The sequence below is a fragment of the Pseudonocardia hydrocarbonoxydans genome, from assembly GCF_006539565.1.
GTDB lineage: Bacteria > Actinomycetota > Actinomycetes > Mycobacteriales > Pseudonocardiaceae > Pseudonocardia > Pseudonocardia hydrocarbonoxydans.
In genome coordinates, this window is the sequence record NZ_BJNG01000005.1 from 212,085 (window position 1) to 222,363 (window position 10,279).

At 75.2% G+C, this 10,279-nt stretch carries 8 protein-coding genes and 1 pseudogene; 3 read left to right on the forward strand and 6 right to left on the reverse strand.

Features of this window, described 5'->3' with window-relative positions; translation table 11 throughout:
• The first annotated feature begins 105 nt into the window (after positions 1–105).
• From PHY01_RS03850 to PHY01_RS03860, 3 genes are all read left to right on the forward strand, one after another.
• Entirely contained in the window at positions 106–702 is a 597-nt protein-coding gene (locus PHY01_RS03850; RefSeq protein WP_246085678.1) for a DUF3000 domain-containing protein, read from the forward strand.
• 295 nt (positions 703–997) lie between these two features.
• Positions 998–1,651 (forward strand): LuxR C-terminal-related transcriptional regulator, encoded by a 654-nt coding sequence (locus PHY01_RS03855; protein WP_075949948.1) that lies wholly within the window; start codon positions 998–1,000, stop codon positions 1,649–1,651.
• A complete protein-coding gene (locus PHY01_RS03860; protein WP_141277122.1) occupies positions 1,648–2,895 on the forward strand; it encodes an HRDC domain-containing protein in 1,248 nt (415 codons plus the stop codon). Before PHY01_RS03855 ends, PHY01_RS03860 begins: the two co-directional genes overlap by 4 nt.
• Before the next feature lie 7 nt (positions 2,896–2,902).
• Here the strand turns inward: PHY01_RS03860 and PHY01_RS03865 are convergent, their stop codons facing one another.
• From PHY01_RS03865 to PHY01_RS26175, 6 genes and pseudogenes are all read right to left on the reverse strand, one after another.
• A complete protein-coding gene (locus PHY01_RS03865) occupies positions 2,903–4,006 on the reverse strand; it encodes a sensor histidine kinase (RefSeq protein WP_141277077.1) in 1,104 nt (367 codons plus the stop codon).
• Positions 4,007–4,019: 13 nt separating this feature from the next.
• Complete coding sequence (locus tag PHY01_RS03870) at positions 4,020–4,685, reverse strand: response regulator transcription factor (RefSeq protein WP_141277078.1); 666 nt, start codon at positions 4,683–4,685, stop codon at positions 4,020–4,022.
• The gene (dxs, locus tag PHY01_RS03875) at positions 4,685–6,604 is read right to left on the reverse strand and encodes a 1-deoxy-D-xylulose-5-phosphate synthase (protein ID WP_141277079.1); all 1,920 of its coding nucleotides are present in this window, start codon (positions 6,602–6,604) and stop codon (positions 4,685–4,687) included. Before dxs ends, PHY01_RS03870 begins: the two co-directional genes overlap by 1 nt.
• A 36-nt stretch (positions 6,605–6,640) precedes the next feature.
• Positions 6,641–7,942, reverse strand: coding sequence for a GGDEF domain-containing protein (locus tag PHY01_RS03880; protein ID WP_141277080.1), 1,302 nt, complete (start codon positions 7,940–7,942; stop codon positions 6,641–6,643).
• Positions 7,943–8,023: 81 nt separating this feature from the next.
• Entirely contained in the window at positions 8,024–9,373 is a 1,350-nt protein-coding gene (locus tag PHY01_RS03885; protein ID WP_141277081.1) for a GGDEF domain-containing protein, read from the reverse strand.
• 541 nt (positions 9,374–9,914) lie between these two features.
• A pseudogene (locus PHY01_RS26175) lies at positions 9,915–10,279 on the reverse strand (MFS transporter); the annotation flags it as partial.

The following is a 10,279-nucleotide window of genomic DNA, read 5'->3' on the forward strand; positions in this document are numbered from 1 at the left end:
TCCCACGGGCGTCCGGAGCGCTGCCCGGTGAGCCCGGGACCGGACCGGACGGGGTCCGGCGCGCCTCGCCGCCCGGGCGTGTCGGGCGACCTAGAGTTCCCGCTCGTGCCTGCCGCGACCGTCTCCCCGCCGCCCGAGTTCCGCCGCGCGGTCGCCTCGCTCGGCACGCTGCGGGCCCGACCGGAGCTCATCGTCACCGCGCTCGACGCGCCGCCGCGGCTGGCGCCGTGGACGTGGGCGCTGTCGGTGGAGGTGGCCGACTCCACGCTGGGCCGCGCGGCCGCCGACGACGGTGTGGACGAGTCCGACACCTCGGGCCGGCTGATCCTGCTGCACGACCCCGCCGGGCAGGACGCCTGGGAGGGCACGTTCCGGCTCGTCTGCTTCGTCCAGGCCCGCCTGGAGCCCGAGCAGCTGGGCGACGAGATGCTGCCGGTCGTCGGGTGGTCGTGGCTGACCGAGGCGCTGGAGGACCACGGGGCCGAGCACGTGGCACTGGGTGGGACCGTCACGCAGACCTCGTCGGTCCGCTTCGGCGACATCGCCGGGCCCCGCCGCGACGACGACGTCGAGCTCCGCGCGTCGTGGACGCCGACCGGTACCGACCTGTCCCGGCACGGCGCCGCGTTCTGCGCCTTCGTCGCCTCGGCCGCGGGGCTCCCCCCGGTGGGTGCGGTTTCTCTCGCTCATCGAACGGTCTGATCCCGGTGCCCACCTGCGACGACGCCGTCCGGAGTGATCGCACCCGTCACCCGATCAGGTGGACGGGGGCCCACAAGGCTGTAACTTTCACCCCGCCAAGTTCGATCCGATACACGACGTTAGACCGCTTGGGGGGCTACGATTCCTCCACGACACCTCCTCGAGCGGTCTCTTCGCCGGCCGAGGTCTGGTGCCGGTCGGGGGCAACGACCGACTCCAGGGAGGTAACACCGTGGCCGTAGTTGGCCAGGGCGCACCAGTTCGCACCGCACCCGGTGCCGTTCTGTCGCCCGCAATGGTCCCGCACCCGCGGGAAGAGCTCTTCTCGGTGCTGGTGGTCGACGACCATCCGCTGCTGCGCGAGGCCATCGCCGCGCGCCTGCGGTCGATGGGCGCCGGCACGGTGTACGAGGCCGCCTCGGTGGCCGAGGCACGGGCCCGGGCGCACGCCAACGGGCCGTGCGACCTGGCGATACTCGATCTCGGCCTGCCCGACGGCAGCGGGCTCGACCTGGTCACGGAGCTGCGCTCGCTGGGCTGGAACCGGCTCGTCGTGCTGGCGTCCTCGGACGACCCGTACGCGGTGCGCTCGGCCTTCCAGGCCGGGGCGCAGGCCTACCTGCTCAAGTCGGCCTCGGCGGCCATCGTCACCGACGGCGTGAAGCGGGTGCTCGACGGCGGCGTCTACGCCGACCCGACGGTCGCGCCGCTGCTCGCCACCGGCACCCGCGTGCCCGGCACCGACAACACCCCGCGCGAGCTCTCGGCGCGCGAGGTCGAGGTGCTGCAGCTCGTCGCCGACGGGCAGTCGAACAAGGAGATCGGCGAGGCGCTGAGCCTGTCCGCCCTGACCGTCAAGAGCCACCTGTCGCGCATCGGGCGCAAGCTCGGCACGGGCGACCGCGCCCAGATGGTCGCCCTCGCGATGCGGGCCGGGGTCATCCGCTGAACCCAGAGGACCCGGACGGTCCACCGGCGCCGGAGGGGACGCCGGAGGGACCGGCACCCACACCCCTGCTCGCACCGGCCGACGGGCTCCCGCCCGTGGTCGCCGACCGCGACGCCCTGCGGGCCACCGCGGAGGCGTTCGCCGCCGGCACGGGGCCGGTCGCCGTCGACGCCGAACGGGCGTCGGGGTTCAAGTACTCGCAACGGGCCTACCTGGTGCAGCTGCGCCGGGCGGGCGCGGGCACCGCGCTGGTCGACCCGATCCCGATGAGCAGCGACCTGTCCGAGCTCGCCCCGGCGCTGACCGGGCCGGAGTGGGTGCTGCACGCCGCCTCGCAGGACCTGGCCTGCCTCGCCGAGACCGGGCTCGTGCCCAGCAGGCTCTTCGACACCGAGCTGGCCGGGCGCCTCGCGGGGCTCCCCCGCGTCGGGCTCGGGCCGATGGTGGAGAACCTGCTGGGGCTCGCACTGGAGAAGGGGCACGGGGCCGCCGACTGGTCACGACGCCCGCTCCCCCAGGACTGGCTGGTCTACGCCGCGCTCGACGTCGAGGTGCTGGTGGAGCTGCGCGACGTCCTCACCCGGATGCTCGACGAGCAGGGCAAGCTCGACTGGGCCCACCAGGAGTTCGAGGCCGTCCGCACCGCGGGGCCGCCCACGCCGCGCGCCGAGCCGTGGCGTCGCACCTCGGGCATCCACAAGCTGCGCAAACCCCGCCAGCTCGCCGCCGTGCGCGGTCTGTGGGAGGCCCGCGACAAGCTCGCCGCCGACCGCGACATCGCCCCCGGCCGGGTGCTGCCCGACGCCGCGATCGTCGACGCCGCCGTCACCGCCCCCGACTCGGCCGCCGCGCTCGGCTCCATGCCGGTGTTCCGGGGCCGTTCGCAGCGCAGGCTCACGGCGTACTGGTGGTCGGCGCTCGCCGCGGCCGAACGCCTCGACGCCGCCGAGCTGCCCCGGCCGACCGCGCCCGTGGACGGCCCGCCGCCGGTGGCCCGCTGGGCCGACCGCGATCCCGACGCCGCCGCCCGCCTCGCCGCCGCCCGCGCGGCCGTCGCCGCGGTCGGGGCGCAGTGGACGGTGCCGGTGGAGAACCTGCTCCAGCCCGACCTGCTGCGCCGCCTGTGCTGGACCCCGCCCGAGGACGGCGACGTGGCCGGGTTCCTGCGCAAGGGCGGGGCGCGGGAGTGGCAGATCGCCCTGCTGGCCCCCGTCCTGGAGCCGGCACTCGCCACCCGCGCCTGACCCCCGGTCAGCCCGGCAGGCGGACCCGCACCGTCAGGCCCCCGCCGGGCACCGGATCGGCCGACACCGTGCCGCCGTGCGCCCGCACCACCGCCCGCACGATCGACAGCCCCAGGCCGGAGCCGGGGGTGTCGCCGGTGCGCTCGACGGGGCCGCGGCGGAACGGCTCGAACAGCTCCTCCACCCGCTCCACCGGCCGTCCCGAGGACGCCACGCACAGCTCCGCGACGCCCTCGACCGCGCCGGTGGAGACCTCGATCCACCCCCCGGCGACGTTGTGCCGCACCGCGTTCTCCAGCAGGTTGCCCGCCACGCGCTCCAGCAGCACCGCGTCACCGGCGACGGGCGCGGGCGCGGTGCGCACCCGGACGCGCAGCCCGCGGTGCCCGGCCTCGACGCGCACGGCAGCGAGCGCGGGCACGACCACGGCGGCGAGGTCGACCGGCCGGATCTCGGCGAGGTCGGCCCCCTCGGTGCGGGCGAGCAGCAACAGCCCGGCGACGAGGTCGTCGGCGCGCCGGGTGGCGTCGCGGACGACCGCGCCCATCCGCCGCAGCTCGGCCTCGTCGGCGGTGGGGTCGGCCAGCGTCACGTCGACCTCGGTGCGCAGGACCGCCAGCGGGGTGCGCAGCTCGTGGCTGGCGTTGGCGACGAAGCGGCGCTGGGCGTCGAACGCGGCCTGCAGGCGGTCGAGCATGGCGTCGAAGCCCGCGGCCAGCTCGGCGACCTCGCCGCGGGCGCCGGTGAGGCCGAGTCGGGCGTCCAGCGACTCCGCGGTGAGGCGCCGCGCGGCCGCGGTGACGGCGTGCAGCGGGCCGAGCACCCGCCCGACCAGCACCCACGACACGAGCGCCGCGGCCGCCACCACCAGCGGGAACGCGACGAGCCCCGCGCGCAGCACCTCGTCCTGCGCGGCGCGGCCGACGGCGTCGCCGAGGCCGTCGGCGGGCACCGTGACGCCGTCGACGCGCACCGTGCTGCCCGGCGGGAGCGCGGGCACCGCCTGCGCCACCCCGCCGACGAGCAGCCAGCCCAGCCACAGCAGCAACCCGCTGGCCAGCGCGACCAGCGCCGTCGCCAGCAGCGTCAGCCGGGGCCGCAACCCGCTCATCGCCGGGGCCCGATCAGCCCGCGGCCGGCACCCGGTACCCCGCGCCCACCACGGTCTCGATGACGCCGGGCTCGCCCAGCTTCTTGCGCAGCGTCATCACCGTGACCCGGACGGTGGTGGTGAACGGGTCGGCGTTCTCGTCCCAGACCCGCTCCAGCAGCTCCTCGCTGCTGACCACGCCGCCGCCCGCGGCGATCAGGACCTCCAGCACGCCGAACTCCTTGCGGGTCAGCTCCACCGGCTCCCCGGCACGGAGCACGGTGCGCCGGGCCGGGTCGAGCGCGACGTCACCCGCGACGAGCATCGGCGGCGCGGCCGGGGTGGCCCGGCGGCCCAGGGCGCGCAGGCGGGCCACGAGCTCGGGGAAGTCGAAGGGCTTGGCGAGGTAGTCGTCGGCGCCGCGGGACAGGCCGTCGACCTTGTCGGCCAGCGCACCGCTCGCGGTGAGCATCAGCACCCGGGTGGTGGCGCCGGAGGCCACGATCTCGCCGCACAGCACGTCGCCGGGCATGCCGGGCAGGTCGCGGTCGAGCACCACGACGTCGTAGCGGGTGACGGCGGACTTCTCGTGGCCGGTGTCACCGTCGTAGGCGACGTCGACGGCCATGCCCTCACGCCGCAGCCCGCGGGCGATGGCGTCGGCGAGCGGGTGCTCGTCCTCGACGACCAGCACGCGCATCAGGAGTCCACCGTGAGGTCGGCGGAGTCCGCGGCGGGCAACGCGGCGGCGGCCCACTCGGTGACCCGCCGTGCCACGTCCTGGGCGGTGAGCCCGACGGCGGCGAGCACGTCCGAGCGGCTGCCGTGGTCCAGGAACCGCTGCGGGATCGCCACGTCGCGCAGCGGCACGTCGCACTCGGCGTCGCGCAGCGCGGCGGAGACCACCGAGCCGAACCCGCCGTGCTGGCCGCTGTCGCTGACGGTGACGACGAGCCGGTGCTCCCGGGCGAGGTCGACCACGGCGCCGGGCACCGGGAGCACCCAGCGCGGGTCGACGACGGTGACCGCGACGCCCTGCGCGGTGAGCCGCTGCGCCGCGGCCACCCCCAGCTCGCCGAACGCGCCGGCGCAGACCAGCAGCACGGCCGCGTCGACGCCCGCCCCGTCGGTCTCGTGCAGGACGTCGACGCCGTCGACGCGGCGCAGCGCGGGCACCGACTCGATCACCGGTCCCTTGGGGAAGCGCAGCGCGGTGGGCCCGTCGTCGACGGCGACGGCCTCGGCGAGCTCCTCGCGCAGGGTGGCGGCGTCGCGCGGGGCGGCCACCCGCATGCCGGGCACGACGCCCAGCAGCGAGAGGTCCCACATGCCGTTGTGCGACGGGCCGTCGCTGCCGGTGACACCCGCGCGGTCGAGGACCAGGGTGATCGCCTGCCCGTGCAGCGCGACGTCCATGAGCAGCTGGTCGAAGCCGCGGTTGAGGAAGGTGGAGTACAGCGCGACGACGGGGTGCAGCCCGCCCGCGCTGAGCCCGGCCGCCGAGGTGAGCGCGTGCTGCTCGGCGATGCCGACGTCGATCCAGCGGTCGGGGTAGGCCGCGGCGAACGGGGCGAGCCCGGTGGGGCCGAGCATCGCCGCCGTCATCGCGACGACGTCGGGACGCCGCCGGCCCAGCTCGACCATCTCCTCGGCGAACACGCTGGTCCAGCCGGTGGACGGCGCGCCGGTGGGCAACCCCGTCTCGGGGTCGAACGCGGCCGGGCTGTGCATCTGCTCGGCCTCGTCGTTCTCCGCGGGCGGGTACCCGTTGCCCTTGCGGGTGACGGCGTGCACGATCACCGGCCCGCCGAACCGCTTCGCCCGGTGCAGCGCCGACTCCATCGCGGCGACGTCGTGCCCGTCGACCGGGCCGAAGTACTTGATCCCGAGGTCGGAGAACAGCTCCTGCGGGCTCAGGGCGTCCTTGAGCCCCGCCTTCACCGCGTGCAGCCCCGCGTAGAGCGTGCCGCCGACGACCGGCGTGCGGGCCAGCGCGGCCTTACCGGCATCGAGCACGCGCTCGTAGCCGGGCTGCAGGCGCAGCGACGCGAGGCGGTCGGCCAGGCCGCCGATGGTGGGCGAGTAGGAGCGCCCGTTGTCGTTGACGACGATGACGACGTTGCGGTCGGCGCTCGCGGCGATGTTGTTCAGCGCCTCCCAGGCCATCCCGCCGGTGAGCGCGCCGTCCCCGATCACCGCGACGACGTGGCGCCGCTGCCCGGTGAGCGCGTAGGCCCGGGCGATTCCGTCGGCCCAGGACAGCGACGACGACGCGTGGCTGGACTCCACGACGTCGTGCTCGCTCTCCGCGCGGCTCGGGTAGCCCGAGAGCCCGCCGGTCTTCTTGAGCCGGTCCCAGCCGTCGTGGCGGCCGGTGAGCAGCTTGTGCACGTAGGCCTGGTGCCCGGTGTCCCAGATCAGGGTGTCGCGCGGGGAGTCGAAGACGCGGTGCAGCGCGATCGTCAGCTCGACGACGCCGAGGTTGGGGCCCAGGTGCCCGCCGGTGCGCGAGACGCACTCCACGAGGAATCGGCGGATCTCGGCGGCGAGTTCGGGCAGCCGGTCGGGCCCGAGACGTCGGAGGTCGGCGGGACCACTGATCGATCGGAGCACGGTCACACGGGCCAGTCTACGGACGGTCCCGGTCCCCCGCCGTCACGCCGTGGGGCGGCGCGGGGCCGGGACGTGGCCGTCGGTGGCGATCCGCACGAGGTTGCGGCCCGCGCCCTTGGCGGCGTAGAGCGAGTCGTCGGCGGCCCGGAGCACCTGGTCGAGCGTGGTGCCGTCGGTGGGCACGGTGGCGCCGCCGACCGAGACCGACAGCCCCGTGACGGTCTGCACGCCGCCCGCTGTGGCCACCCCCACGTCGAGCCGGGCGACGCGGTGGCGCAGCCGCTCGGCCACCCGCCACAGCTCGACGTGCCCGGCGCCACCGCGGGGCAGGTCGGGCAGCAGGACCACGAACTCCTCGCCGCCGAACCGCCCGACGAGGTCGTGCTCGCGCACCCCCGCACGCAGCTCCGCGGCCACGGCGGACAGCACGTCGTCACCGGCGAGGTGGCCGTGGGTGTCGTTGACGACCTTGAAGTGGTCGAGGTCGAGGATCAGCACGCCCGCCCCGCACCCGGCCCGGTGGGCCCGGCGCACCGCCCGCAGCGCCTCGGCCCGCCAGGCCGTGACGTTGAGCAGGCCGGTCTTGGCGTCGGTGCTCGCGTCCTGCTCCAGCTGGCGCACCAGCACGGCCCGGTGCAGCACGAGGATCGGCGGGAGCACGAGCACGACCAGGCCGGGGGTCGAGGCCAGGGCCACCGCGGCCAGCGCGCCCATGCACAGCGTGGCCACCTCGAGGGCGTTGTCGTCCCAGCGCCCGAGCAGGTCGCGCGGGGCGACCCGCGGTCCGGTCAGCGCGATCGCCGCCCCGATCAGCACGGTGTTGACCACCACGTAGGACGAGACGGCCAGACCCACCGCCACCACCACGTCGGGCCGGGCCGGATCGGCCGGCAGGCCCCCCGCCCAGGAGACGACGTCGTGCGCCGCGCGCGCGGCCAGCAGCACCGTGGCCGTGGTGTAGAGGTGGCGGTAGAGCGGGATGCCCGCCGGCGCCCAGACCCGGTGCCACAGGTGCGCGTAGACCACCACGACGACGGCCGCCGCGAGCCCCGGCGGCAGCAGCAGGGCCGCGGCGAACGTCCAGACCGAGCTGAGGTCGAAGTAGGAGTTGGCCGACCCCCGCCGACGGATCCGCTCGATGCCGGTGGCCAGCTCGGTGTGCACGACGCCCATCGCCGCCAGCCCGAGCGCGAGGAGCACCGGACCCCCACCGGGCGGCAGCGCGAGGACCCCGGCGGCGACGACGACGACCGCGACCAGCTCCACCGACAGCGCGACGACCACCAGCCCGGGACCCAGCGCCCACAGGCTGCGGATTCCCGGAGCGGGTGACGGATCGTCCACGGGTCGAAGGCTAGTGAGCGCGACCCCCCGTGTCAGGGTGGCTGGAGTCGCACGACGGGGTGGAACGCGACCCCGCGTGCCTCACTGTCCGTAACGTCGTGCGGACGTGGAGTCCTCCGCGACCCGTGGCTGCGGGGCGGGCTGGGTGCCCATCCGCACGACGTTGCGCCCGGCGCGCTTGGCCGCGTAGAGCGCGGTGTCGGCCACCTGCAGCAGGTCGCGCAGGTCGCGGCCGTCTCCGGGGTAGAGCGCGCAGCCGACCGACGCGCTGAGCCCCGCGACCGTCAGCGGGCCGTCGGCGGTGGGCATCTCGACGCGCAGCGCCGAGATCCGCTCCCGGATCCGCTCCGCGACCACCCGCAGCTCGCCGCCCTCCGGGTCGCCGAGGGTGCCGAGCAGGACGACGAACTCCTCGCCGCCGAAGCGGCCGACGAGATCGCGCTCGCGCACCTCGCCGCGCAGCGTGTCGGCCACCGCGGCGAGCACCCGGTCGCCCGCCAGGTGGCCGTGGGTGTCGTTGACGTCCTTGAAGTGGTCGAGGTCGATGACCAGCACCGCGCGCGGGGCGGACCGGCGCTCGGCCCGCCGCAGCTCCCGCTCGGCCTGGGTGTGCCAGGCGGCGGCGTTGAGCAGGCCGGTCTTGCCGTCGGTGTTCGCCGCCACCTCCAGGTGCCGCACGAGCACGGCCCGGTGCAGCACCAGCAGGGGCGGGAACACGAACACCACGAGCCAGGCGTTGACGACGACCGCCGCGGCCGTGAGCGCGCCGAGGCACAGTGTGGCCACCTCGAGCAGGTTCTCGTCCCACTCCCCCACGATCGAGGCCACGTCGGCCTGCGGGGAGTTGACCGCGATCACCCCGGCCACGAGCGCGGTGTTGACGGTGAGGAACACCAGCACGCCGAGCCCGAGCACGTGCAGGTCGAACCGGTCCCCGGTGCCGCCCGCCGTGGCCGCCGCCATGACCCCCGAGGCGGCCAGGCTCGTCAGCACCATGGTGGCCGAGCTGAACAGGTGTTTGTAGACGGGGTTGCGCGGGCGGGCCGACCGCAGCCACAGGTGCAGGTGGATCACGAACGTGCAGAGCACCGCGTAGATCGGGGGCAACAGCACGATCGCGGCGAAGAACCACACCGAGCCGAGGTTGACGTGCACCTCTCCGTTGACCCGGCGCCGCATCTGTTCGACGCCCCGCGCGATCTCGGTGTGCGCGATGCCGAGGCCGACGATCAGCAGCATGTCGCGCAGACCGCGACCGTCGGGCATCGCGCTGCCGATCGCGAGGACGACGACCACGGCGACCGCGGTGAACTCGACCGTCAGAATCGCGGCCGTCAATCGGACGGGCAGATTCCACAACGGCCACCGCGCGACGAACGCCGGCAGCCCACGGCCGGACGCGGGGCGCCCGGTGCTGCGGCTGCCGGTCATCGGACTCCTAGATCGTTCGGGCGTGCGGCACCGACGCTAGCCGAGTGCGGCAGTGGCGTCATCCCCGGCGGCCGCACCGGACCACCGGGTTCCGTTCACCCCAATCCGCCCATTCCGTCACTGGGCCATTCGGCCTAACAATGCCGTCCACATGCCGTAGTTGCGGCCGTACGGAGTCGCGGGCGCCGTCCGGTCGGCGACCCTGGCTGCGTCCGCCGGACCGGTGACCCGGTCACCACGACCCGCACGAGGAGATCGCTGTGAGCGGCGGGCCCGTACGGCGGGTGCGGCCGACCGCACGGCCCGAGCAGGAGGGAGACGCCCGTGACCGGCAAGGACTGGAACTGAAGCCACCATTCCGACGATTCGTGCACGACCCGGGAAAGGAGTGCCGAAATGGGCAAGGACTGGAACTGAACCGACCGCACCGCGTCCCTCAACCCGAAAGGACCAGCCATGGGCAAGGACTGGAACTGACCCCACCACCCCCCACCCCACAACCCGAAAGGACCAGCCATGGGCAAGGACTGGAACTGACCCGTCACGCCCCGACGGTCTGGGGCCGCTCGGCGTGGCCGCCCACCTGGGCGGACCGCCACGCGAGCGCCCCGCCCAGGGCGATGACGACACCGGCGGCCCCGCACACGGCGATGGCCGTGGACGGGGTCCACAGGTCGGCGAGCAGGCCGCCGGCCAGTACGGCGACCCCCTGTCCCGCGACGATCCCGGAGGCGGCGACGCCGATGGCGCGTCCGCGGATCGCGGCGGGGGTGGCCCGGACGAACGACGCCTGCGCCTGCATGACGTACGCCGTCGAGGCCATCCCGGACACGCCGAAGAGCAGCAGCGCGACCGGGACGCCGGGCACGAGTGCGGTGAACAGGAGCGGGACACCCGCGGCGACGG